Annotated in this window: 23 protein-coding genes; 17 read left to right on the forward strand and 6 right to left on the reverse strand. The window is 65.8% G+C overall.

Annotation, left to right across the window (positions count from 1 at the left end; genetic code table 11):
* Window positions 1-21: 21 nt before the first annotated feature.
* From DT603_RS07760 to dapA, 5 genes are all read right to left on the reverse strand, one after another.
* Entirely contained in the window at window positions 22-2,283 is a 2,262-nt protein-coding gene (locus DT603_RS07760; RefSeq protein ID WP_162349297.1) for a GumC family protein, read from the reverse strand.
* 50 nt (window positions 2,284-2,333) lie between these two features.
* On the reverse strand, window positions 2,334-3,035 hold the full coding sequence (locus DT603_RS07765) for a polysaccharide biosynthesis/export family protein (RefSeq protein WP_162349298.1): 702 nt from the start codon (window positions 3,033-3,035) through the stop codon (window positions 2,334-2,336).
* Between the two features lie 31 nt (window positions 3,036-3,066).
* A complete protein-coding gene (locus tag DT603_RS07770; protein ID WP_162349299.1) occupies window positions 3,067-3,861 on the reverse strand; it encodes a tyrosine-protein phosphatase in 795 nt (264 codons plus the stop codon).
* Window positions 3,862-4,013: 152 nt separating this feature from the next.
* Entirely contained in the window at window positions 4,014-4,505 is a 492-nt protein-coding gene (locus tag DT603_RS07775) for a hypothetical protein (protein ID WP_162349300.1), read from the reverse strand.
* A gap of 28 nt (window positions 4,506-4,533) precedes the next feature.
* The gene (gene dapA, locus DT603_RS07780) at window positions 4,534-5,442 is read right to left on the reverse strand and encodes a 4-hydroxy-tetrahydrodipicolinate synthase (protein ID WP_162349301.1); all 909 of its coding nucleotides are present in this window, start codon (window positions 5,440-5,442) and stop codon (window positions 4,534-4,536) included.
* A 142-nt stretch (window positions 5,443-5,584) separates the two neighbouring features.
* On the opposite strand from dapA, the gene DT603_RS07785 reads away from it, so the two are divergent.
* The 6 genes from DT603_RS07785 (at window position 5,585) to DT603_RS07810 (ending at window position 10,645) form a co-directional block, all read left to right on the forward strand.
* Window positions 5,585-6,160 (forward strand): glycine cleavage system transcriptional repressor, encoded by a 576-nt coding sequence (locus DT603_RS07785; protein WP_162349302.1) that lies wholly within the window; start codon window positions 5,585-5,587, stop codon window positions 6,158-6,160.
* Window positions 6,161-6,178: 18 nt separating this feature from the next.
* Window positions 6,179-6,661: a peroxiredoxin gene (locus tag DT603_RS07790; RefSeq protein WP_162349303.1), complete on the forward strand. Its 483-nt coding sequence runs from the start codon at window positions 6,179-6,181 to the stop codon at window positions 6,659-6,661.
* Window positions 6,662-6,829: 168 nt separating this feature from the next.
* Entirely contained in the window at window positions 6,830-8,233 is a 1,404-nt protein-coding gene (locus DT603_RS07795; RefSeq protein ID WP_162349304.1) for a PhoH family protein, read from the forward strand.
* Window positions 8,234-8,298: 65 nt separating this feature from the next.
* Window positions 8,299-8,976, forward strand: a complete 678-nt coding sequence (locus DT603_RS07800) for a YoaK family protein (protein ID WP_162349305.1) — start codon at window positions 8,299-8,301, stop codon at window positions 8,974-8,976.
* Entirely contained in the window at window positions 8,976-9,788 is an 813-nt protein-coding gene (thiD, locus tag DT603_RS07805) for a bifunctional hydroxymethylpyrimidine kinase/phosphomethylpyrimidine kinase (RefSeq protein ID WP_162349306.1), read from the forward strand. The genes DT603_RS07800 and thiD overlap by 1 nt, the downstream gene beginning before the upstream one ends.
* Window positions 9,785-10,645, forward strand: a complete 861-nt coding sequence (locus DT603_RS07810) for an alpha/beta hydrolase family protein (protein ID WP_162349307.1) — start codon at window positions 9,785-9,787, stop codon at window positions 10,643-10,645. The genes thiD and DT603_RS07810 overlap by 4 nt, the downstream gene beginning before the upstream one ends.
* Window positions 10,646-10,829: 184 nt before the next feature.
* On the opposite strand, the gene galE is transcribed toward DT603_RS07810, so the two are convergent.
* Window positions 10,830-11,843 carry a UDP-glucose 4-epimerase GalE gene (gene galE, locus DT603_RS07815; protein WP_162349308.1) on the reverse strand — a complete coding sequence of 338 codons (1,014 nt, stop codon included), beginning with the start codon at window positions 11,841-11,843 and terminating at the stop codon, window positions 10,830-10,832.
* Window positions 11,844-12,023: 180 nt separating this feature from the next.
* Here galE and DT603_RS07820 point away from each other — a divergent pair, with 180 nt between their 5' ends.
* The 11 genes from DT603_RS07820 to DT603_RS07870 are packed head-to-tail and all read left to right on the forward strand — an operon-like array spanning window position 12,024 to window position 24,310.
* The gene (locus DT603_RS07820) at window positions 12,024-12,659 is read left to right on the forward strand and encodes an XrtA/PEP-CTERM system exopolysaccharide export protein (protein ID WP_162349309.1); all 636 of its coding nucleotides are present in this window, start codon (window positions 12,024-12,026) and stop codon (window positions 12,657-12,659) included.
* Entirely contained in the window at window positions 12,656-14,233 is a 1,578-nt protein-coding gene (locus DT603_RS07825; RefSeq protein ID WP_162349310.1) for an XrtA system polysaccharide chain length determinant, read from the forward strand. The genes DT603_RS07820 and DT603_RS07825 overlap by 4 nt, the downstream gene beginning before the upstream one ends.
* Window positions 14,234-14,241: 8 nt before the next feature.
* A complete protein-coding gene (locus DT603_RS07830; RefSeq protein ID WP_162349311.1) occupies window positions 14,242-14,988 on the forward strand; it encodes a P-loop NTPase family protein in 747 nt (248 codons plus the stop codon).
* Window position 14,989: 1 nt separating this feature from the next.
* Window positions 14,990-16,306, forward strand: coding sequence for a porin family protein (locus tag DT603_RS07835; RefSeq protein ID WP_162349312.1), 1,317 nt, complete (start codon window positions 14,990-14,992; stop codon window positions 16,304-16,306).
* Window positions 16,272-17,522, forward strand: a complete 1,251-nt coding sequence (locus tag DT603_RS07840; RefSeq protein WP_162349313.1) for a glycosyltransferase — start codon at window positions 16,272-16,274, stop codon at window positions 17,520-17,522. Before DT603_RS07835 ends, DT603_RS07840 begins: the two co-directional genes overlap by 35 nt.
* Window positions 17,519-18,664, forward strand: coding sequence for a glycosyltransferase family 4 protein (locus DT603_RS07845; RefSeq protein ID WP_162349314.1), 1,146 nt, complete (start codon window positions 17,519-17,521; stop codon window positions 18,662-18,664). The genes DT603_RS07840 and DT603_RS07845 overlap by 4 nt, the downstream gene beginning before the upstream one ends.
* On the forward strand, window positions 18,645-20,051 hold the full coding sequence (locus tag DT603_RS07850) for an O-antigen ligase family protein (RefSeq protein ID WP_162349315.1): 1,407 nt from the start codon (window positions 18,645-18,647) through the stop codon (window positions 20,049-20,051). Before DT603_RS07845 ends, DT603_RS07850 begins: the two co-directional genes overlap by 20 nt.
* Window positions 20,048-21,097 carry a polysaccharide deacetylase family protein gene (locus DT603_RS07855; RefSeq protein ID WP_162349316.1) on the forward strand — a complete coding sequence of 350 codons (1,050 nt, stop codon included), beginning with the start codon at window positions 20,048-20,050 and terminating at the stop codon, window positions 21,095-21,097. Before DT603_RS07850 ends, DT603_RS07855 begins: the two co-directional genes overlap by 4 nt.
* Entirely contained in the window at window positions 21,094-21,891 is a 798-nt protein-coding gene (locus DT603_RS07860) for a polysaccharide deacetylase family protein (RefSeq protein WP_162349317.1), read from the forward strand. The genes DT603_RS07855 and DT603_RS07860 overlap by 4 nt, the downstream gene beginning before the upstream one ends.
* On the forward strand, window positions 21,888-23,057 hold the full coding sequence (locus DT603_RS07865; protein WP_162349318.1) for a glycosyltransferase family 2 protein: 1,170 nt from the start codon (window positions 21,888-21,890) through the stop codon (window positions 23,055-23,057). Before DT603_RS07860 ends, DT603_RS07865 begins: the two co-directional genes overlap by 4 nt.
* Window positions 23,057-24,310, forward strand: a complete 1,254-nt coding sequence (locus DT603_RS07870) for a glycosyltransferase family 4 protein (RefSeq protein ID WP_162349319.1) — start codon at window positions 23,057-23,059, stop codon at window positions 24,308-24,310. Before DT603_RS07865 ends, DT603_RS07870 begins: the two co-directional genes overlap by 1 nt.
* Window positions 24,311-24,366 lie beyond the last annotated feature (56 nt).

Below are 24,366 nucleotides of genomic sequence, written 5' to 3' on the forward strand. Positions count from 1 at the left end.
CGCGTCTCCGCTCATCGGCGACTAGCGCTTGGTCAACTGCGGCGCGCCACCGTAGGCGTAATAGCCTTCGTAGTTGTAGCCATAACCGGCGACCTTGGCATCGTATTGGGTCAGCAGGCTGCCAACGATGTGGGCGCGGGCGACCATCAGCCGCTTGACCGCAACCTGGGCGGTGCTGATGCGTGTCTTGCCCGAGTGCACGACCAGCATGGTGCCGTCGGCCACATTGGCCAGGATGGGCGCGTCCGCGATGCCCATTACCGGCGGGCCATCGATGATCACCTGGTCATAGTTGCCGGCGGCGATGGTCAGCAGCGAGACCAGTTTGGAGCCGGACAGCAACTCTGCGGGATTGGGTGGCAAGGGACCGGCCAGGATGACCTTGAGCCGTGCATCCTCGGTGTCTATCACCGCTTCAGACATTTTCTGGACGCCAGCCAGCAGGTTGCTCAGGCCGACGTCGGTGCGCAAGCCGAGCGTCTTGTGCAGCGACGGGTTGCGCAAGTCGGCCTCGATCAGCAGTACACGCTTGCCCATCTGGGCGAAATTGCGCGCCAGGGTCAGCGCAGTGGTGGACTTGCCTTCAGCCGGGCTGGCGCTGGTAATCAGCAACACCCTGGGTACGCCGTGGTCAGTGGAGAACTGCAGGGCGGTACGCACCGAGCGGTAGGACTCGGAGAATGCAGAACGCAGATCCTTGACCGCCTCCTCGGGGCTTTGCTTGACCAGCCGGGGCACGATGCCGAGGACCGCAAGCTTGAGGCGCTGTTCAATGTCTTCCGGGGTCTTGAGCGTGTCGTCGAGGAATTCGAGCACGAACGCGACCAGAACTCCCAGGATCAGGCCAAGCAGCAGCCCGATAGCAAGATTGAGGGGCAGACTGGGCTTGAAGCGCTGGCGTGGAACCTGGGCCCGATCGACGATGGAGATATTGTTGGAGCGCACATCACCGGCGACGCCCACTTCCTTGTAGCGTTGCAGCAAGCCGTCATAAAGCTGGCGGTTGGTGTCGACCTCACGCTTGATGATGTTGTAGTCGATGCTGCGGCCGTCGACATCAAGAGCCTGGGTGCGCAACGAATTCAGCTGGCCTTGCAGCAGACGCTCCTGCGAAGCGGCCGCGTCGTACTCGGCTTTGACCGAGGCCCGGATATTTCGCAGCTCCAAAGCAATCTGCTTGTCGAGGTCGTCCATCTGCCCCTTGAGCTGCTGCATCTCGGGATAGTCGGCCTTGAACACCTGCAGCTTCTGCTGATAGGTGCCCTGCAGCTGCGCACGCTGCTGCTGCAAGGTGCGGATAATGGAATTGCTCAGCATGTCGGCCGGCAACGCGGCGCCGCTTGCGGCCTGGGCCTGGCTCCACCGGGCCTGCGCACGGATGCGCTGTTCCTGGGCCGTGGCAAGCACCGAATTCAGGTCGGCAAGATTCTGCCCAGCCAGCGACTGGCCCTCTGCCGAGGAAACCAGGTTCTCCTTCTGGGCGAAATCTACCAATTGGCGTTCGGACTGCTCAAGCCGCGCCTTGGTTGTCTTGAGTTGGTCCTCCAGATAGGTCTTGGCATAGGAACTGGCGCCGAAACGGCGTTCCAGCCCCGATGCGATGAACCCCTCGGCGAGCGCGTTGGCCGCCCGCGCCGAGAACGCAGGCACGGGACTGTCGTAATTGATCGTAACCAACCGCGAGTTGCGCACCGGCTCGATACTGAGGCCACGCTGCACGACGCCAGTGGCTGTCGCCAAAGTGGCGGCGGCATCTTTCTCGGTGGGTATGCCGCTACTGGTCGCAGGAGCGGGCCGCACCAGGCCCTTGACCCGATCAAGCCATCCCGGCTGGCTCAGGCGTGCCAGCGCCGCACTGTCCAGGTCGAGGTCGTCGGCCACGCGCTCGGCCAAGGTACGGCTCTTGAGCAACTCATATTGGGTTTGCAGGAACTGGGGGTCGGCACCTTGGGCCGCCACCCCTCCCACCTGCACGATGGTCTGTTCCTCGTTCTCGATCTGCATGACTACCGTGGCACGGTAAATCGGCGTCGCCATCAGGGTCAGCAACAGGCTGAGCGCAGCTACGGTGGCCAGTACACCAAGGATCAACCACCGCCGCTTGACCAGGATGCGCCAGTAGGCCAGCAAATCGATCTCGTCGCGGTCATCGCCGCGTTCTTCAGCCAGCATTTCCACCGACAAGGCCCCAGGCCGGTGGGGCGTCGGTAGCGAGGAGTCACGTCGGGCGGGCAGTCGCTCGTCATCCCCGGTTGGGGGAACCGGCAGCTGGTCATCATGCATGGTGGGTCAATTTCCTGGCGAAACGAAACGACGAATTCAATGAAACGGGATCAGAGCGCCATGAACAGGCCGAAGGCCGGCACCGACTGCAGGAACTGGCGGAGCGCGGATTTGCTGCCGGATTGCTCGACCACGATGATGTCATCACCGTACAACGCCGGATCCTCTATGCGCCCGCTGCGCAACTCGCGCATGTTGTAGGCCGCCGCCATTTTCTTGCCCTCGACCTGACGGAACAGGACGATGCCATTGAGGTCCGCGAGCGGATCCAGTCCCCCGGCCACTGCGACGGCTTGCAGCAGCGAAATCTTGCCGGTCAACGGATAAATCCCGGGGTTCTTCACCGCGCCTTCCATGGTGATGCGCTGGCTGCTGAATTCCTTCACAAATACCGTCACCTGCGGCCGCTGCAGGTAGCCTTCGGCGTAACGTTTTGCGAGCTCTTTCTCAAGTTCGGGAATGGTACGCCCGCCGGCCATCACGCCACCCACCAGGGGCAACGAGATCTGCCCATTGGAGTTCACACGCACGGTCTTGCTCAGCTCCTGCACTCCAAACACGCTGACTTCAATCAGGTCCTGGGCGCCCAGCCGGTAATCGTTGGCGCCCTCGTAGGCGCCGGCCGAATTGGTGGTATCAGGCGCAGGCAGCGACTTGCCAGCAGCGACCCGGTTCGCACCGCCCCCGGAGGCACAACCCACCAGCATCACTGCCAACAACAGCGCGCTTATTACTTGCAGGACTCGGAACATGGCAGGCGGGGCTCGATTCATGGGGCGGGGATTATGCCTGTCCCAACAGGCGGCGCCACACCGATGGCGGTGTGGTCGGGATGGTTTTCTGAACGAGAGCCGGCAAATCCCCCGGTTCCACGTTGTCGACAATGCCCTGCGGGCGCGTGAAGACCATGTGTGTGGCCTCCTGCTCCCCTACCCGCCGGGCCGCGGCATCGCGGCCTTCGGCCAGCAAGGGCGGGCGCCGCCGCGGGTGATGGGCATCGGTGGCCAGGATGTGGACCAGGCCTTCGTCGAGCATGCGTTCGGCCCAGTACTGCGGGCGTTTGCCGAAGCGTCCGGTGACGCTTCCGGCGGTGATCTGCATCCAGCTGCCGGCCTTGACCAGGCGCTGGAACACCTCGTAGTGCCCTTCAATCCAGCTCAGGCGCTCGGGATGGGTGATGACCGGGATGTAGCCGGCAACCATCAACTGGAACACGGTTTCCTCGAAACGGGGGGGCGCCACGTGGTGCGGCGGCTCCAGCAGCAGGTAGCGCGATCCCGCCAGGGTGGGAATGCGACCGGCGCGGATCGATTCGGACAGGCCCTGGTCGAGGTGGACGTCGGCGCCTTCGACCAGCTGCAGGTCAATGTCGTGGGCGGCCAGGTCCAGCCGGAAAGCGGCGATGGCGGTCCGGATGCCGTCGCCGCTGTTGTCGTACATGCCCGGGTAGATATGCGGGGTGCAGGCGACCGTGCGGATGCCATCGGCTACTGCCATGCGCGCCATTTCAAGCGCCATGTCGAGATCGACGGCGCCGTCGTCGATGCCGGGCAGGAGGTGACAGTGGAGATCTAGCATGGGAATCCAGTAAGCGCGGGGTAGTTTAGCTCCCCGCCTACCCAAGCCCGTGAATGGGAAGACTTTTTCTTATACGGCCCGTGAATCGGGCGTCGCCGCAAGCACCCCGGCGGCGGGCCTGTAGGCTTCGCCGGGGCGCAGCGGATGCCGAATCAGGCGCCCAGCTTCGCTTTCAGCGCGGCGATCAGCTTCGGCGCGGAACCACCCGCCGGCAGGCCGCGCGGATCGACTGCCGAGACGTAGGCGCCGGCTTCGACGGCGACCACGCGGACCAGGAAGCTGGCGCCTTCGTAGGTCACGTCATAGCTGCCCAGCAACTGGGCGCGGCTGGCGATGCTGACGCCGTCGATGCCTTCCAGGGCCACGCCGACCTTGGCGAAGACCTCGTCGCGCGGGCCAGCCACGTTGAAGCCGGTGGGGTTGGACGGCGTGGCCGAGGCCTGGGCGCCGGTCTGGGGCAGCTTCATGGCGGTGGCGGTGTTGGGCAGGTTGAGATCCGGCGGCACTTCCAGCGGACGGGTCTCGGCGCTCATCGCGTAATCGGGGTTGCCCTTGCGGAACCACTTGCAGCCAGAGACGCCAAGCACGGCGATGGCCAGTGCGGCAAAGGCGACGGGGCGCAGGTACGGGGACATGGAACGCATTGGGTAATCTCCTGAAATAAGCGTGGAATCAGGCCGCGATGGATTCGCGGCTGGACTGTTGTTCTAGGGCCGTGGCCGCGGCGTGCAGGCGGTCTGCCTCGGCGGCATGGGCATCGGAAAGCGGGGTCAGCGGCAACCGCAGCCCGGCACCATAGCCCAGTCGCTGCAGCAGCGCCTTGACCGGGATGGGATTGGACTCGATGCCGAAGAAGGAATGGAAGGCCTGCATCTGCGCATCCAGGCGCGCGGCAGCGGCTTCGTCGCGATTGCGCGAGAGATCACACAACTTGCGGAACGCATTCGGCAAGGCATTGGAGCCCACCGAGATCAGGCCATCGGCCCCGGCCAGCAGGGCCCGCGACGCGGTCGGATCGTCACCACTGAAGATGGCGAAGGTGTCGCTGCGCAATGCCAGCAGGGCCGCCATGCGCTCGGGTTCCGGACGCGCTTCCTTGATGCCGACGATGGACGGGTGCGATACCAGTTCGGCTACGGTTTCCGGCAACAGGTCGCAACCGGTGCGGCCCGGCACGTTGTAGAGCACGACCGGCAGGCCGCCCTGGTCGGCAGCGGCGCGGTAGTGGGCGACCAGGCCGGCCTGGGTCGGGCGCACATACGGCGGCGTGACCACCAGCGCGAAATCGGCGCCGGCTGCGGCCGCGCGGCGAGTCTGGGCGATGGTCTTGGCGGTGTTCATCTGTCCGGTGCCGGCCAGCACCGGAATGCGGCCTGCCACCTGCGTTACCGCCGTCGTCAACAGCAGATCGTATTCCTCATCGGTCAGTGCCGCCGCTTCACCGGTCGAACCCGCCACCACGATGCCCTGGATGCCACCGGCCAGTTGCTGCGTCAGCAATCGCTGCCACGCATCCAGGTCCAGCTCGCCAGTCGGCGTGAACGGTGTCGCAAGTGCAGTGATACAGCCGGAAAGGGACAAGCGGTTGCCTTCGAAAGGAGGTCGCGCGGAACGCCACGCACCCTGCGATGTTACTTGCGGCTTGAAAGCGCGGGCAAGTATGCTGGGCCATGCACCGGGCACCTGCCCTGTCGCCATTCATACAAAGGGCTTGTTGAGAGAGATGCCTGAAGCCCCACCGACAGATCCAAACGCCCGGCCTTCGCCGAACGAAAACCACCTCCTGATCAACGCCTACACGACGCATCCGGAGTCGCCGCTGCTGTCGGTGACCCGCCGGATCGCCGACAGCGGCTGCAACCTGGTCGATGCGCGCCTGTCCACCGTGGGCCGCGACGTGTCGGTGACCGCCCTGGCGACCGGTTCCTGGGACTCGGTGGCCAAGCTGGAGGCGATGATGACCCGGCTGGAGCGCGAGGAAGGCCTCAAGCTGGTCTGGTACCGCACCGCCGCCAAGGTCGTGCAGTCCAACCTGCTGCCCTACATCGTGGAAGTGGTGGCCGCAGACAAGCCGGGCATCCTGTTCCAGCTGGCCGATTTCTTCGACCGCCAGGGCATCACCATCGAGAACCTGCAGAGCACCCGCTACCGGGCCATGCAGACCGGCGCGGAGATGTTCTCGGCCCAGGTCACCATCGGCATCCCGGCCAACATGCATATCGCCGCCCTGCGCGACGATTTCCTCGAATTCTGCGACCACCTGAACCTGGACGCGATCATGGACCCGATGAAGTTCTGACCTGATGGCAGCGAACGCATGACCGCAACGGGCAAGGCCCTGGGCAAGACCACGCTGAAGCTGCCGCTGGCGCTGTCCGGCGGCGAGACCGCCAGGCTTTCCGACTACGCCGGCCACTGGCTGGTGCTGTACTTCTACCCCAAGGACAGCACCCCGGGCTGCACCACCGAAGGCATCGATTTCAACGCGCTGCTGCCGGAATTCCGCAAACTCGATGCCACCGTGCTGGGCGTTTCCCGCGACTCGGTGAAGTCCCACGACAACTTCTGCGCGAAACAGGGCTTCAATTTCGCCCTGGTCAGCGATGCAGACGAGGCGCTGTGCCAGGCCTTCGACGTGATCCACGAGAAGAATATGTACGGGCGCAAGGTGCTGGGCGTGGTCCGCAGCACCTTCCTGATTTCCCCGCAAGGCCGCATCGTGCAGGAATGGCGGAGCGTCAAGGTCGCAGGCCACGCCGAAGCCGTACTGCAAGCCCTGCAGGTCGCAAGCAAGCAGTGACCGATCCCCGAACCCTTCCTGCCACTGCCCCGCCCCGCGGGTCGCGGTGGTCTGCCGCTGTTCCAGTGGTTCCTGTTGCAAGTTGCTGTTGCACGTTGCCGTTGCACGTTGCCGTTGCATGTGTCGCCGTACACCCATCCACACCCCACCCTCTGCGAGGCTGTCTAGATGACCCGAAGCAAGCGCATCTACGTGTTGGATACCAATGTGCTGATGCACGACCCGACCGCGCTGTTCAAGTTCGAGGAACACGAAGTGTTCCTGCCGATGCAGGTCATCGAGGAACTGGACAATGCCAAGAAGGGCATGACCGAAGTGAGCCGCAATGCGCGCCAGGTAAGCCGCTTCCTCAATGAGCTGATCGAGGGCGCCGGTGCCGAGCAGATCGACGCCGGCATACCGCTGAGCCATCCGCAGGGCGTGCAGCTGAAGTCGCAAAGCGCGATCGGCCGCCTGTTCTTCCAGACCAAACCCACCATTCCCGGCCGCACCTTCGGCGACCTGGCGCCGGACAACAAGATCCTGGCGGCGGTGCTGGAACTGCGCGAACGGCATCCGGAAGTGCCGGTGATCCTGGTATCCAAGGACATCAACCTGCGCATCAAGGCCGCGATCAGCGGACTGGTGGCCGAGGACTACGAGAACGATCGCGCGCTGGACGATTTCAGCCTGCTGTTCACCGGCGCCACCGAACTGTCGCCGGATTTCTGGGACCGTCACGAAAAGGACCTGCGCTCGTGGAGCGACAAGGCCGGGCGCACCAGTTACGAAGTGGCAATGACCGAAGAAGAGGACTGGTACCCGAACCAGTTCCTGTACCTGCCGGGCGAGGATGAAGTCGAGTTCCGCGTCGCCAGGATCGGCACCGACAAGAAGGCCACGCTGGCCCTGGCCGATGATTTCCGCAGCAGCCAGCACGCGGTGTGGGGAATCATCGCGCGCAACCGCGAGCAGAACTTCGCCCTGAACGCGCTGATGGACCCGGAGATCGATTTCGTCAGCCTGCTGGGCACCGCCGGCACCGGCAAGACCCTGCTCGCCCTGGCCGCAGGGCTTGCGCAGACCATGGACCAGCAGCGTTACCGCGAAATCATCATGACCCGCGCCACCGTGTCGGTGGGCGAGGACATCGGCTTCCTGCCGGGCACCGAGGAGGAAAAAATGACGCCGTGGATGGGCGCGCTGACCGACAACCTGGAAGTGCTGACGCACAACCAGGACGGTGGCGCCTGGGGGCGCGCGGCCACCAACGACCTGCTGGCCTCGCGCATCAAGATCCGCTCGATGAACTTCATGCGCGGGCGCACCTTCCTCAGCCGCTACCTGATCCTGGACGAGGCGCAGAACCTGACGCCGAAACAGATGAAGACGCTGATCACCCGGGCCGGCCCCGGCACCAAGATCGTGTGCCTGGGCAACGTGGAACAGATCGACACGCCCTACCTCACCGAAACCACGTCGGGCCTGACCTACGCGGTGGACCGCTTCAAGCACTGGGCCCACAGCGCGCACATCACCCTGCGTCGCGGCGAGCGTTCGCGGCTGGCCGACTACGCCTCCGAAGTGCTTTGAACAGGCACCCCGGGTTGATCGCTTAAACTGCGATCAACCCGGTCCACACAGGTATTTCGCGCACGATGGGCATCCAACTTCCCCGCTGGGTCTGGGTAGGCGCGGGCTCGCTTGCGTTCGTGGCCGGCATCGTCAACGTGGTCGGATACCTGGGTTTCGAACACCAGGCCATCACCCACCTGACCGGCACCACCTCGCTGCTGGGCGCGGCCATTGTCGAGCGCGACCTCCGCGCGATCGGCCGCCTGCTGGGCGTGGTGCTGGCCTTCATCGCCGGGGCGGTGGCCAGCGGATTGATCATCCAGGACAGCACCCTGCAGCTGGGTCGCAGGTATGGCGTGGTGCTGGCCATCGAAGCGCTGCTGCTGGCAGCGGCAGTGCCCCTGTTCGAGCGACAGTTGATTGCCGGCGCGTTGCTGGCGGCGGCGGCCTGCGGATTGCAGAACGCCATGGCTTCGACCTACAGCGGCTCGCTGATACGAACCAGCCACGTCACCGGGCTGGTCACCGATATCGGCATCGCAATGGGCCATGCGTTGCGCGGCATGCCGGTGGCCAGGCGCAGGCTGGCCCTGTGCGTGCTGGTGACCACCAGTTTCCTCTGCGGCGGCATCGCCGGCGCCTTGCTGTATTCGCGATTCGGCTACAGCACACTTTATTTCCCCGCCCTGCTGACCGGCAGCGTGGGCGTCGCCTACGCCGTCTACCGGCAACGGCAGTTGTGGATCACCCAGGGAAGATGATGACCCAGGCACCTTCAGTCACCAGCGCGCTCACCATTGCCGGCTCCGATTCGGGCGGCGGCGCCGGTATCCAGGCCGACCTCAAGACCTTTGCCGCGCATCGCGTGCATGGCCTGTCGGCCATCGCCGCGCTCACCGCGCAGCACACCCGTGGCGTCACCGCGGTCAACGTACCGCCGATGGACTTCCTGCGCGCGCAGCTGGACGCCTGTTTCGACGACTTCGACATCGGCGCGGTGAAGCTGGGCATGCTGGCCAATGCGCAGGTGATCGGCACGGTGGCCACCGAACTGGAGCGGCGGCGGCCAGCGTTCGTGGTGGTCGACCCGGTGATGGTGGCCACCAGCGGCGCCAAGCTGCTGGAAGACGCCGCGCTGGAGGCGCTGCGCACGCGCCTGCTGCCGCTGGCTTCGCTGATCACGCCCAACCTGCCCGAAGCCGAATTGCTGCTGGGCCACCCCGTCGGCGATGTCGCCGCGATGCGCACGGCCACCGCTGAACTGCTGGCGCTCGGCGCCACTGCGGTGTTGCTGAAAGGCGGCCACCTGCAGGATCGGGGCGACGTGGTCGACCTGTTCGCCGATGCGACGGGCGTGCGCGAAATCGTGCATCCGCGCCTGCGGCTCGAGGCGCATGGCACCGGCTGCACGCTGGCCTCGGCGATCGCGGCGAACCTGTGCCTGGGCGCTTCCATGGCCGAAGCCTGCCGGCTGGCATCGGATTACGTGCACGCCGCTTTGCGCAGCGGTTATCGCCCGGGCCGCAGCGACATCCTGGTACTCGATCATTTCGGGGCGGCGCCGGGACGATGAGCATGCAGGAGATGGAGATTCCACTGGCCACGGAAGACGGCCACCGCTACAAGCTGATCGCACGCATCCCTGCGCAAGCCCATTCGACCCTGTTGTGGCTGCCGGCACTGGGCGTGGCCGCGTGGCACTACCTGCCGATGGCCGAGGCGCTGGCGGCACGGGGCATCGCCGTGTTCCTGCACGAATGGCGCGGCAATGGCAGCAGCAGCCTGCGCGCCAGCCGCGCGGTGGACTGGGGTTACCGCGAAATCCTGACCCAGGACATCCGGTGCAGTCAGGAAGCCATCAACGCACATTGCGATGCGCCCGCGCGGATCATCGGCGGCCACAGCATCGGCGCGCAGTTCGCGGCCTGCTACCTGGCATTGCATGCCGGAGCCTTCGAGTCGCTGTGGTTGGTGGCCAGCGGCTCGCCGTACTGGCGCGCGTTCCCCGCCCCATTGCGCTACCTGTTCCCGCCGGCGTTCCGGTTCGTGCCCTGGGTGGCCGATCGCCGCGGCCTGCTGCATGGGCGCCGGTATGGTTTTGCCGGCAACGAGGCACGAACGCTGATGCGCGACTGGGCCAGGGTCGGCCTGAGCAACCGCTATGCGGCGAGCGGCATGGACGTCGACCTGGAAGCGGCGCTGTCGCGGGTGGCCGTCGAAGCGCGTGGCGTGCTGCTGGCGAACGACTGGTATGCACCACGCAGCTCGCTGCAGGCGCTGCTGGACAAGATGCCGCACACGCGTTCGAGCATCAGCATCCTCGACCGCCATGCGCTGGGCGCGCGCGCCGACCACTTCGCGTGGATGAAGCGGCCTGGTGCGGTAGTGGAGGCATTGCTGGCAGGCGCTGCTCCGGACCAGAACGGCTAGCCGAAGGGCGCGCAGGTTCCAGCGGCAGGCTCTGCCCTTGTGGGAGGAACGCCAAGGCAGGCTCTGACCTTGTGGGAAGAACGCCAAGGCAGGCTGTGCCCTTGTGGGAGGGGCTTCAGCCCCGACGCTCTCCGCCAGAACCCGTCGGGGCTCAAGCCCCTCCCGCACAAGTGAGGCAGTTGGATCAGTCGGCGTAACCGCCGGGGTTCATCGACTGCCAGCGCCAGGCATCCCGGCACATCGCATCGACGTCGAACTCGGCCTGCCAGCCGAGCAGGCGCCGGGCCAGGGCCGGGTCGGCGTAGACCTCGGCCACATCGCCAGGCCGGCGGGCCACGATGTCGTAGGGAACCGGGCGCCCGGAGGCGCGCTCGAAACCATGCAGCAATTCCAGCACGCTGATCCCGCGCCCGGTGCCCAGGTTGACGGTCAGGTTGCCATCCTCGCGCTGCAGGTATTCCAATGCGTCCACGTGCGCGCGGGCCAGGTCTACGACGTGTATGTAATCGCGCACGCCGGTGCCGTCGACGGTTGGATAGTCGCCGCCGAAGACCTGCAGCCTCTCGCGTCGGCCTACTGCCACCTGGCAGATGTAGGGCATGAGGTTGTTGGGAATGCCGGCCGGGTCTTCTCCGATCAGTCCCGAGGCATGGGCGCCGACCGGGTTGAAGTAGCGCAGGTTGGCGGCGCGGAAGCCCGGGTCCGAAGCGCACAGGTCCTCGATCAGCTGCTCCATGACCAGCTTGGTGCGGCCATAGGGGTTGGTCACCTGCAGGCGCGCGTCCTCGCGCACCGGCACGCTTTCGGGGTCGCCGTAGACGGTGGCCGAGGAACTGAACACCAGGCGCCCTACCCCGGCTTCCTGCATCGCCCGCAGCAGGGTGATGGTGCCGCTGATGTTGTTGTCGAAATAGTCGAGTGGCCGCTCGCAGGATTCGCCGACCGCCTTCAGCGCCGCGAAGTGGACGACCGCGTCGAAACGGTGGGCGGCGAACAGGCGCGACATCGCCGCGGCGTCGCGCACGTCAAGCGGGTGGAATTCGGGGGCCTTCCCGGTCAGCTGGCGCAACCGCTCCAGCACCCGGGGCGAGCTGTTGCTGAAGTTGTCGGCGATGACCACCTCGTGGCCCCGTTCGACCAGTACCGCATATGTATGGCAGCCGATATAGCCGGTGCCGCCGCATAGCAGGATGCGCATCCAGATCCCCAAGGTTCACGAAAGGGCATTATCCATGGAACGCGCGGCGCGGCCCATGTCGTCTTGCGAGCAGGCCACGCGCAATTGTGCGGCGAGACCCGGCGTATCGGCGTGGCCGGCCTGTCCTGATCCTGGCGAAACCTGCGTTGTTAAGGCAGTACACGCACAGGGGCAAGTTCGATGAAACGCATGCAGGCAGTCATTGCCGTAATCGGCCTTTCAATGGCGCTGGCCACGCCAGCCTGGTGCGACGAAGCTGCCGCGCCCGCAGAAGCAGATGCCGCGCCGCCCGCGACCACCATTTCCCAGGACACCTACAAGATCGGGGTGGATGACATTGTGCAGGTCTCGGTCTGGCGCAATCCCGAACTGGGCATCACGGTGCCGGTGCGCCCGGACGGCATGATCTCGGTGCCGCTGGTAGGCGACGTGCTGGCCGGTGGCCGCACCCCCATCCAGGTTGCCAGCACCATCCAGAAGGGCCTGGCGACCTACGTGCGCGACCCGCAGGTGGCGGTGATCCTGACCGAACTGCGCAGCCACGAATACCTGTCGCGGGTGCGGGTGACCGGTGCGGTGCGCCAGCCCATTTCCATTCCCTACCGCCCCGGCATGACCGTGCTGGACGCGGTGCTGGCTGCGGGCGGAGTGACCGAATTCGCCTCGGCCAACCGTTCCAACCTGTATCGACGCAACGGCGACACCACCCTGCCCTACCCGATAAAGCTCGACCGCATCCTCAAGCGTGGCGACCTATCGACCAACATGAATGTTGCGCCCGGCGACGTAATCACCATCCCGGAAAGGGTCCTATGAGCAATACATCAGGGGAGTGGTCCTCGGCAGAGGCCAGGCCATCGGTTGCGATGGCGATGATCCCGGTAGTGCGCCACGAGCTTAAACGGCATGCTGTCTGGTATGCGGCGATCTTTGCTGCCCTGGCCCTTTCCGCCCTGGCCATCGGCGTGCTGCTGCCCAAGAAGTATGCGTCGACGACCACCATCCTGGTCGAACAGAGCAACATCATCACGCCGCTGATGGAAGGCCGCGCAGTGCCGACCAGCGTGGCCAATCGCGCCGCCATCGCGCGGGAGGTGGCCTTCAGCCGCAAGGTGATGACCGAGGTGCTGCGTGCCGGCGGATGGATGGACAAGCCGCTGTCCCCGCTTGCGCAGGACAAGCTGATAGAGGAGATCACCGGCCGCACCATCATGAGCAACCCGCGCGACAACCTGATCGAGATCCGCTACGTCGATTCGGACCCGACCCGCACCTTCAAGGTCACCCAGAGGCTGGCCGACCTGGTCATCAGCGAAAGCCTGGCCACCAAGGAGAACGAAAGCCGCGAGGCCTACGACTTCATCAATACGCAAGTGGAGCAGTACCACCAGAAACTCACCGACGCCGAAGCCAAGCTGGAGCACTACCGCAACTCCAATCCCGATGCGCGGCCCGGCATCAGCGCCGACGTCAACTCGCGGATCGGCGAGTTGCGCCGCCAGGTGGAGACCTCGAAGCTCGACCTGATCGACCTGCGCTCGGAAGAAACCGTGCTGCAGCAGCAGCTCTCCGGCGAAAGCGAGGTCAACACGGTGCAGACGCGTGCCGGCCAGTTCCGCGTCCGCCTGGCCGAACTGCAGAACCAGCGCGACCAGTTGCTGGCCAGCTACACCGAACAGCATCCGGACGTGGTGCGCACGCAGCACCAGATCCGCGACCTCGAGCAGGAGCTGGCCGCCGAAACGGCCAGGCAGGAGGCACGCCGTGCGGGCGCGCCCACCTCGATCGACGGCACGACCAGCATGAACCCGCTGTACGGCGAACTGCGCAGCAAGCTCTCGGCGGTGCGCAGCCGCGGCGCCGCGGTGGCTTCGCGCATCGCCACGGCCCAGGGCCTGCTGGAACAGGAACTGGTGCGCAACCAGCATATCGCCGCGTCGGAAAGCAGCCTGGCCGAACTCACCCGCGACTACGAAGTCAATCGCGACCTTTACCAGGACCTGCTGAAGCGCCGCGAGAACGCGCGCGTGTCGATGAACCTGGACTCCGAACAGCGCGGCCTCAGCTTCCGCATCCAGGAACCGGCGGCAATGCCGTTGCGACCGATCGGCCTGCGCCTGATGCACGCGGCCGGGGCCGGACTGGGCGCCGCATTCGTGGTGCCGGTGGTCCTGCTTTTCGGCGTGGTCAAGCTGGATCCGCGCGTGCGCTCGCCACTGCAGATCGAACGCGACGCGGCCCTGCCCGTCCTGGGGGTCATGCCCGCCTATGTCACCCCGCGCAGGCGCAAGCAGATGCTGCACCGCTACGCGTTCGCCTCGTTCCTGGTGCTGCTGGTCCCGGCCACCTACGGCATTGCCCTGACCCTGAAGATGATGCAGGCGCTATGAACAATCCCATGCACAACCCCGACAGTGGCGCCCCGGCGAAAGCAGACAGCGGCAAGGTAACGCCCATCACCAACCACCTGATCACGCGCGCCTCCAGCAGCCATGCGCTGACACCGAGCCAGTTGCGGGAACGTTCCATCATCTTCCGCACCGACGTGGCCCGGCCCGAGGTCGATGCGTTCCGCGACCTGCGCACCAAGCTGCTGGCCGCGGCGGAAGGCAACTTCATCACCTTGGTCGCCCCCGTCAGCCGCGGCTGCGGCGGCAGCTTCGTGGCCCGCAACCTGGCCGCCGCCATGGCCTTCGACGACAACCGCACTTCCCTGCTGGTGGACTGCGACCTGCGCGATCCCTCGCAGGACGCGACCATGCGCATCGAAACGCCGGCGGGCGGGCTGACCGACTACCTGGACAACCCCGAGCAGGACCTGGCCAAGGTGCTCTATGACACCGGAGTGCCACGCGTGCGCCTGCTGCCAGCCGGCCGCCAGCGCGAGACGGGTGCCGAATATTTCTCGACCTTCCGCATGCGGGTGATGCTGGATTCGCTGCGCAGCCGCTATTCGGACCGCTACCTGTTCCTCGACAGCCCCCCGGTGATCGGTTCGCCCGACGCCCGGATCCTGGCCGACCTGGCCGACGTGGTGGTGCTGGTGGCCGGGTATGCCCGTGACACCCCGGCGACCATCGCCCAGGCCGCGGCCAACTTCGATCCGCGCAAGTTCGCCGGCGTGATCTTCAACGAAGGCATATGACATGCAGAAGACCCGCACCGGCGTGCAGCACAAGCGACCCAGGCGTGCCGCGTTGACCGTCGCGCTGGCCGCCCTTCCAGGCATGGCGCTGGCTGCGCCGATCAATTACGACCTCGGCTTGGCGGCGCTGCGCAGCGACAACATCGGGCTTTCCGAAACCGACCCCCAGTCGGAGACGGTGGTGATGCCGCAATTGCGGTTTGGCATCGAGCAGGCCGGTGCCAGGCTGAAGTTGAACGCCACCGGCCAGGTCCAGTACCTGGACTACGTGGACGACACCTTCGACGACGGTTTCCGCGGCGCGCTGTCCTCGCAGGCGCTCTGGACCATGATCCCCGACCGGCTGGAGTGGACCATCGAGGATTACCTCAGCCTGCAACCCGTCGATTCGCTCACCTCCTTCAATCCGGGCAACCAGCAACAGACCAACGTGTTCGTGACCGGTCCCACGTTGTACGTGCGTTCGGCCGACGCCACCCACGGCCAGGTGGATGCCCGCTATACGCGCAGCTATGCCGAGGAAAGCCAGACCTTCAACAGCGACCGCTATGGCATCGCAATGCGCCTGCTGCATGACCTGAGCCCCACGCGTACGGTCAGTGCCAACCTGGAGGTGGTTGACGTCAACTACCAGGAGGTGGCGCCGGAGGCCAACTTCACGCGCTACGACCTGTATGGGCGGTACGTGGGCCAGCTGCGCGACCTGGAGATGCGCTTCGACGTGGGCTATTCGAAATTGAAATACGGCGGCGTGCGCAAGGACGAATCCCTGCCGCTGGCGCGCGCCAGTTTCAACTGGCAGCTGACGCCCCGCAGCGCGCTGAACCTGGACATGAACTATGACTTCTCCGATGCCGCGGAGAACATGATCCTGCCGGTCACCAATGTCGATATCGGCGGCCCCAATGGCAACCCGGCGCCGCCCATCGTTGCCGGTGTCTACAAGGAAACCGGCCTGCGCCTTGGCTACGAGTTCACCGGCGAGCGCCTGAGCATGGAGTTCCGCCCGTACTACGTACGCCTCAATTACGTGGAACTGTCTGCCGAGGACGAGAAGGACTGGGGCGGTTATGCCTCGGTTTCCTACCGGCTTCGCCCGCGCCTGGTCGTGCAGGCAGCGGCCTCGCTGGAGGACCGCAAGTTCGAGGCGCCAGTGCGCAGGTACCGGGAAAAAACCGCCGGCATCGCCCTGGAGAACCGGTTCACCGCGCACTGGTTCGGCAGGCTTGAACTGCAGCGGCGCGAACGCAACAGCGCAATCATCGGCCAGGACTACAAAGAAAATGTCGCGATTGTCAGCTTCAACTATCGCCGCTGAGGATGTCGCCTTCGCCGACCTGCCCGCGGATCCAGCCCCGGCACCTGCGGCTCCGCGGCTCCGCCTGCTCCTGATCACCGACACCTCGGTCGTCTTTTCCGGCGGCAGCGAGCGCTTCCTGCGCAACCTGGTGGGCCTGCTGCCCCGCGAGCGCTACCAGATCACCCTGGTGGAGCTGTCCGCCACTGCCTATGCCGGTCCCAAGCATGCCCTGGCCGAACTGCAGCACGTCAGTCTGGTCAGCCTGCCTGTCAACGCCATCTACGGCCGTGGCGGGCGCCACGCATGGCGCCAGCTGGACACGATGGTCCGGCAGGGCCGCTATGACATCGTGCAATCGCACCACGAAAAATCCGACCTGCTCAACGCGCTGCTTACGCCGCCTGCCGGCTGCATGCGCATCTCCAACCGCCGCGACATGGGCTACAAGAAAAGCGCCAAGCTGAAGTGGCTCTTCCGCTTCCTCAACCCGCGCTTCGACAGGGTGATCGCACCGGCGCAACCCATCCTGTCGGAACTGTCGCGCGCCGAGGGGCTGGACAGCGCAAGGATGCTGTGGATACCCAATGGCGTGGACACGCGCAAGTTCAGGCCCTGGCCACGCGGCGAGCGCCAGGCCGCGCGGCATTCCCTTCGCCTAGATGACGATTCGATCGCCTTCGTGTGCATTGCGCGGATGACGGCAGAGAAGTGCCATGGCGACCTGCTGTCGGCATTTGCGCAGGTGCACGCGCAGGTTCCCCAGGCGCGCCTGTTCCTCGTTGGCCAGGGGCCACTGCGCGCGGAGATAGAGCGGCAGGTTGCCGCGGCCGGCCTCGGACATGCAGTTACCCTGCTGGGGATGCGACCGGATATCGAATCGGTGCTCCCGGCGCTGGATATCGGCCTGCTGGCTTCATCCACCGAAGGCATGTCGAACGCGATACTGGAAATGGCTTCGTGCGGCCTGCCGGTCATCGCCACGGATGTCGGTGGTAATCCTTCCCTGGTGGAGCCGGAGGTCAACGGACTGCTGGTGCCATCCGGAAATTCCGGGCTGCTGGCGCAGGCAATGGCGCGGCTGGCCGTGGAGCCGGCGCAACGCTTGCGCATGGGCCAGGCAGCCAGGGCCAGGATCGAGCGGGAATTCTCGCTCGATGCCATGGTGCGGTCCTTCGACAATTGCTACCGGCAACTGGTGCTGCCCGCTTCACTGGCCACGGCCAGCGCCGCATGAACAGTGACGCGCCCGCCGATTCGATTCTGCAGCTGCGCTCGAGTGCCGGGCTGTACGGCGCCGACCGCCTGCTCGTGGCCCTGGACGATGCCCTGAACCTCTACGGCGTCCCCAGCCGGCTGCTCAGCATCAACAATTACCGGTTGCAGCGCCAGCCGCTGCACGAGCACGCGCTGGCCCATGGTTGCGATGCGTTGCTGCTGCCCTGCCGGGGCAAGCTGGACATGCGGACCGTGGCGGCGCTGGTGGCCCAGATCGACAGTTGCAGGGCAACCACATTGCATGTGCATGATTACAAGAGCGCGTTCTACGCATGGGTGGCCGCACGCCGGCGCCCGCACATGAAACTGGTCACCACCCTGCATGGTTGGGTTGAAACCTCGACGGCGCTGCGCCTGTACACCAGGCTGGAGCTCTCCCTGCTGCACCGCTTCGACATGCTCGCGGTGGTGTCTGACGAGCAGATCCAACGGCTGGTGCGGGCCGGCATTCCGCGTTCGCGGATCCGGCAGATAGACAACGGCATCACCATCGGCAGCGACGCGCCGCCCTCTTCGGCCTTGCGGCTCGAGCTGGGCCTTGGACAGGCAAGTCGCGTGTTTGCCGCCGTAGGCCGCCTTGCACCGGAAAAGAACCTGCCTGCTTTGCTGGATGCGTTCGCGGCCGTGGCGGCGATCGAGCCCGGCGCACGGCTGTTGCTGGCAGGTGATGGGCCGGAAATGCAACCGCTGCAGGCCAGGACCATGAAGCTGGGCCTGCAGGGACGGGTGCTGTTCCTGGGCAACCGCCCTGACATGGAACGGATCTACCCGCTGGTCGACTGCCTGCTGCTTCCCTCCTTGAGCGAAGGCATGCCGCTGGTTGCACTGGAGGCAATGTCGCGCGGCATACCGGTAATCGCAAGCGCGGTTGGCAGCCTGCCTTCGCTGCTCGCCCACAGCGACGAAGGGCAGCTGGTGCCCGCGGGCGATGCCATGGCGCTGCGCACGGCCATGATCGAGGAAGCTGCACGACCGCCCCGGCACGACCGCAGGGCCGCCGCCTATGTCCGCGCGCACCATTCCAGCCAGGCCATGGCAGCCAGTTACGTGGAGCTTTACCAGGCGGCCCGGAGTAACGGACATGATCGAAAAATCGCCTGAGCTTTCCGCCGGCGATGCGGCACCCCGCAGCGAGCGCTTCCCCCTGGCCGCGCGAGCCCTGCGCATGTCCACGCCGGTACCCGCTGCAATCGACGCACTACCTGGCGCAGGCGTCCTGGCCGCGCCGGCCAGGCCCGGACTCCATCCGAAGGCGAAGGCCACGGCCAAGGTGGCCAGCAACTGGGCCCTGTACGCCTTCCTGTTCCTGCTGCCGCTGCAGAACATCCATGCCGGCTACCTGCCCAACTTCGGCGGCGGCCTGAACTTCCTCAACATGGGCTTCGGACTTTCGCTGCTGGGCGTATGGCTGGTGCGCGGCCACCTGGCTCCCAACGAGCCCGTCAACCGCTGGGTGCTGGTCTATTCCATCTATTCGGTGATTTCGCTGTTCATCAGCTACCAGTACGTGAGCAATACGGGCAGCCACGCCAATATCCTCAAGGACCATCTGACCGGTGTGTTCATGCTGTACCTGGTGCAGATGAGCGTGAACGACTGGACCGGTGTCCGCCGCATCGTACTTGCGACCATATTGCCGCTTCCCTACATCGCCAAGGTCACCTGGATCGAGCACGTCAGCGTCTCCAGCTGGAACTATTCGGACGACCTGCGCATCAAGGGCACCTTCATGCTGCTGGGCGCCAATGAATTCGCCGCGTTCTGCGTGACCGTGGCGGTGGTGCTGTTCGCAGTACTGGTCGCCGCCAAGACCTCGCGCCTCTGGAAGATGCTGTTACTGGGTGGAATCGCGTCGATGGTGATCGGCATCATGTATGCCTACTCGCGAACCGCCTACATCGCCGCGCTGCTGGGCCTGGCAACGGTGATCCTGGCCTGGCGCGGGCGCTGGAAGATGATGCTTCCCCTGCTGCTGGCGGCGGCGATCCTACCACCCATCCTGCCTACTTCGGTGGTGCAGCGTTTCGACAGCACCACGGTCGACGAAGGACAACGCGACAAGAGCACCGAGATGCGCTTCGAATTCTGGAAGATCGCGTGGGACAACTTCCTGTCCCATCCGGTGGTGGGCACGGGCTTCCAGTCGTTCCGGCACCCGGAAATAAACCCCTACAAGATGGATACCCACAACGTGTATCTGCGCACGCTGTCGGAAGGCGGCGCGATAGGCGGGGCGATCCTGCTGGGCCTGTTGTTTTCGGTGTTGCGGACAGCGCGGCGTGAACTCTCGGCGTCGGTGAGCGGCAGCTGGCGTTACGCGTTGGCGCTGGGGCTGGTCGGGGCCTGGATGGGCATGGTCTGCGGCAACCTGTTCGGTGACCGCTTCACTTACTACCCCGTCATCGCCTACTTCTGGACCTATGTGGCCCTGGTGGTCAAGGCGCGCCATCTTCCAGCTGACCCGCTGGCTCCGGGGACACGGAAATGAGGCGGCGGACGCTTGCATGGGCACGCTATGCAATCGCGCTGACCGCGCATTACAGCGGCGCCGACTTCCTGTACCGGAAAGCCGGCGGTGCCGGGCTGGTCGTGCTGATGCTGCATCGCCTGCGCGACCAGCCCGATCCGTATCCACTCAGCACCAGCCGGGCCAGCTTTGGAAAAATGGTCGGCTGGTTGCGTCAGCGCAATGCGCTGGTGGACATGGAATCGGGACTGCGTGGGCTGGAGGGAGTTCGCGGTTCCGGCATTGCCTATGTGCTGACCTTCGATGATGGCTACCACGACAACCTGGCCCTGCTCGATGCCGGCCTGGCGGGTGCCGGGCAGCAGGCGGTCCCGGCCATCGTGTACGTAGCCACCGGGCACGTGGGCAGCCAGCCGATCTGGGCCTATCAGCTGCAGCACGCAGTGGAGGCGCATACCGTTGGCCGACTCGACCTGGGCATGCTGGGCCTGGGCCAGTTCGATCTATCCGAAGCCTTCGACCGGGAACGCCTCTACCTGCAACTGCCTCCGCGACTCAAGCTGCTGGAGCCATCGCAGCTGCAGGAATGCATCGACTGCATCGTCGGGCAACTGCAACCCAGGCCCGCGGCGCCGGAGGGCGAGATGCTGGACTGGGAAGACGTCCTGCGCCTGCAGGAAAACGGCGTGCAGATCGGCGCGCACACCCGCCACCACGTGATCCTGCAACGCGCCGACGAACAGACCGCCCGCGCGGAGATACAGGGCTCCCTGAGCGACATTGCGGCCGCCACCCGCCACACGCCGGCGCATTTCGCCTACCCCAACGGTGCGGCCGCGGACTTCGGCGAAAACCACGTGCGCATGGTCAAGGAGGCCGGCTTCCGCACGGCGGTCACCACCATCGAAGGCACCAACCGGCGCGGCACGGATCCCTACCGCCTGCTGCGGCACAACGTCCATGAGCAACGTTACCGCGCCCCTCCCGGGCATCTGTCGCCCGCCCTGTTCTTCAGCGAAACCAGCGGCCTGCTCGGCTGGTTGCGGTTGCGCAGGAATGCCGCATGAGCAGTCCACGCAAGGCCGCGATCCCGGTGCTGATGTACCACGGCCTGCACGCCGGGGCGGATGCGCGCGGCCGCTATGACCCGGTCTACAGCGTCCACCCGTCCGAATTCGCCCGCCAGCTCGACTGGCTGCTGGCCCACGGCTACCACACCCTCCGCATCGACGATGCCGCCACGCAAACCGGCTCACTTGCCGTATCGCGCCCGGTCCTCATCACCTTCGACGACGGCGATGTCTCCAACGTGGAAACAGCCCTGCCACTGCTGCGCGAACGCGGCATGGTCGCCGGGTTCTTCATCACTTCGGATTTCGTTGGCCAGCCCGGCATGCTGGCCAGTAGCGACGTGCGCATGCTGGCCGATGCCGGCATGGGCATCGGCGCCCACGGCAGGAGCCACCGGTTCCTGGAAGACCTCGATCCGCCAGAGCTGGAGGCGGAGCTGGAAGAAAGCCGTTCGCGGCTTGCGGCAATCACCGGTTGCAATATCGACGCCCTGGCCCTGCCAGGCGGTCGTGGCGGCACGCGCGAACGCAATGCCGCCCTGCGACAGGGCTATCGCCACCTGTTTGGTTCCATGCCCGGCCACAACCCGGTGCCCGGTGCCGCGGACTGGTGGCAACGCATTGCCATTACCCGCCGTACCTCATTGCAACGCTTCGCGCAGCTGGTGCAGTGGCAAGGAGTACATCCACGCCTGGCACAGGCACGCTTCATGGCCTTGTCATGGCCCAAGCGCCTGCTCGGCAACGCCGGCTACGAGCGGCTGCGCGCCCGCTGGCTGCTGCAGCGATGACCGCCCTGGCCATCCCGCTGTTCTGGTCCTGCGTCTGCCTGGTGGCCTGGGCCTACATCGGCTATCCCCTGCTGACCCGCTGGCTGGCGAGGCACCGGGGCCAGGAGCCGCGCATCAGTGCAGCCCCGGAGACCACGCCGCCCGTGCTCACCGTGGTGGTCTGCGCCTTTGACGAGGAAACCCGGATTGGCGCACGCATCAGCGACATCCTCGCCCAGGACTACCCTGGCGATTGCCTGCAGGTCCTGGTGGTCAGCGACGGCAGCCGCGACCGCACTGTCGACGTCGCCGCTGAAGTGGCCAGGGATGACCCTCGTGTGCGCGTGCTGGCCTTGCCCGGCAACGTGGGCAAGGCTGCCGCAGTGAATGCGGCCATGACGCGGACCCACACTGCACTGGTGGCCTTCACCGATGTACGCCAGCGTTACGCGCCCGGTGCGCTGCGGGCACTGGTCGCGCCGTTCGCCGACCCGCGGGTGGGCGCGGTGAGCGGTGAACTGATGATCCTGGACCCGCCGCCGGCCCCTTCCAGCAAGGCCTCGGCCGTGGAAGGCGGCATTTACTGGCGAATGGAGAAGCGCCTGCGCTCGGACGAGGCGCGGCTGCAATGGCTGCATGGGGTCAGTGGTTCGGTGTATGCCTTGCGCCGCGAACTCTTCAGGCCAATCCCACCCGGCACCATCCTCGATGACATGTGGGTGCCCTTGCAGGTGATCCTGGCCGGCCGATGGGTGTGGATGAGCCGCGATGCCATTGCCTACGACCAGGCCAGCGCCCACGCCAGTGAAGAATTCGCACGCAAGCTCAGGACGCTGGCCGGCAACTGGCAACTTCTCGCCCTGCTTCCCACACTGCTGGACCCGACGCGCAACCGGGTGTTCTTCGCCTGGTTCTCGCACAAGTTCCTGCGCCTGGTCGTGCCGTGGGCCATGCTGCTGGCCTTGCTGTGTTCGGCACTCGCGCCTGGCGCCTTCTACCGTCTTGCGTTGCTGGCGCAGCTGTCCGGCTACGCGGCCGCCAGCCTCGGCTTGCGCCTGCCGCAGCTGGCCAGGCGCATTCCCCTGCTGTCGGCGGCAGGCACCTTCGTGATGCTCAACCTGGCCTCGCTGCTGTCGCTGCCGGCCTCGCTGTCGGGCGACTCGTCCCGGCTGTGGAAGAAGCACTGATGGCGCGCATCCTGTTCATCACCAGCCGCCTGCCCTTTCCTCCCAGGGAAGGACACCAGCTGCGGTCGTGGCACCTGCTCAAGGCATTGGCCCAACGCCACGAGGTGACGCTGCTCAGCCTCATGCGCGGCGATGACGAGGCCGGCGGCATCATGGAAATGCGCAGGCACCTGGCCGGCGTGGAAACCTTCCCCATCGCTACCGAGCATTCGCGGATTGCACTGGGATGGGCGCTGCTGCGCAGCGTGCTGGGCCATGCGCCCTATGTCACCACCAAATACGCCTCATCGGCGCTGCATTCACGGATCAGGCAACTGGCCCCGGGCATGGACGCCGTGCATTTCGACATGCTTCCCCTGATGCGCAATGCCGATGCGGTGCCGCCCGGCATTCCCGTCATCTACAACGCACACAACGTGGAACACGTACTGCTGTCGACGCGCGCGCGCATGGACGGCAGCCGCTGGATCAGGTATTTCCTGCAAGGCCAGCTTCCGCGGTTGCTGGGGTTCGAACGTCGTGCCTGCCACCGCGCGGACCTGGTGCTGGCCTGCTCGGAGGTGGACGCCGAAGCACTGCGGCAAGTTGCACCGGATGCACGCGTGGCCGTGGTGCCCAATGGGGTCGACCTTGAAGCAAACCGGCCGCCCTCGGCCGCAACGCCTGCAACAAGGCCGGGGCAACTGGTGTTCGTCGGGCAGATGGGCTGGTTCCCCAACCGCGATGGCGTCGAGTGGTTCCTGGCCGAGGTGTTCCCGCGCATCCTTGCAGCAAGGCCGCAGACAGAATTCGTGCTGGTGGGCAAGGCGGAAGGTCTGCAGGTGCCCGCCGCAGTGGCCACGCAAGTCACCCTGGCCGGATTTGTTCCCGACCTGCGGCCCTTCGTGGAAGCCGCCAGCGCCTACGTGGTGCCCTTGCGAGCCGGCAGCGGCACCCGCCTCAAGGTGCTGGAGGCAATGGCCCTGGGCAAGCCGATCGTCACTACTTCCATCGGCAGCGAAGGCATCGCCCTGCGTGACGGGGAAAGCGCCTTGTATGCCGACGACGCCGACTCGTTCGCCGCTGCCAGCATCAGGCTGCTGGACTCGCCGTTGCTGGCGCAACGACTGGGTGCGGCGGCGCGTGCCTGCGCAGAACAGCATTACGGCTGGGAGGCCGTGGGTCAGCACCTGCTTGACTGCTACCAGCAGGTACTGCGCACGGAGCGCGGAACCACGCCTGCCGGCACGGTATCGATGGCCGTCGGTACATGAGACCGGCGGAACATCGGACTGGAAGGCGACATGCACCATCGCCGCCTGGAAAACAG

Source organism: Pseudoxanthomonas gei (assembly GCF_010119615.1).
GTDB classification, from domain to species: Bacteria; Pseudomonadota; Gammaproteobacteria; order Xanthomonadales; family Xanthomonadaceae; genus Pseudoxanthomonas_A; species Pseudoxanthomonas_A gei.